This window comes from Micromonospora parva (genome assembly GCF_000718515.1).
Taxonomy (GTDB): Bacteria; Actinomycetota; Actinomycetes; order Mycobacteriales; family Micromonosporaceae; genus Micromonospora; species Micromonospora parva.
In genome coordinates this window covers 1-211 of record NZ_JNZS01000084.1, presented here as the reverse complement: position 1 = coordinate 211, position 211 = coordinate 1, and the positions used below count along the sequence as shown (strand labels likewise).

General features: G+C 68.2%; 1 pseudogene. It reads right to left on the bottom strand.

Annotated elements, in window-relative coordinates:
* A pseudogene (locus IF22_RS0132700) lies at positions 1 to 209 on the bottom strand (hypothetical protein); the annotation flags it as partial.
* Positions 210 to 211 lie beyond the last annotated feature (2 nt).

Sequence of the window (211 nt, the reverse complement as noted above, 5' to 3'; positions counted from 1 at the left end):
GCGATGATCGCCTTGACGTTGGCCGTCTGCTCGTCGTTGAGGGTGATGTGCGACTGGTCGCCCTGCGGCTTCGGCGCCTGCACCGCCACCGCGGCGGGCTTGGCGTCCACGGCCGGGTTGGCGTGGGCGGCGATCGGGCCGGCGAAGACACCACCGGCGAACGCGAGACCAGCAACGGACAGCATGCTCTTACGGAAGATCGTGTTCATGG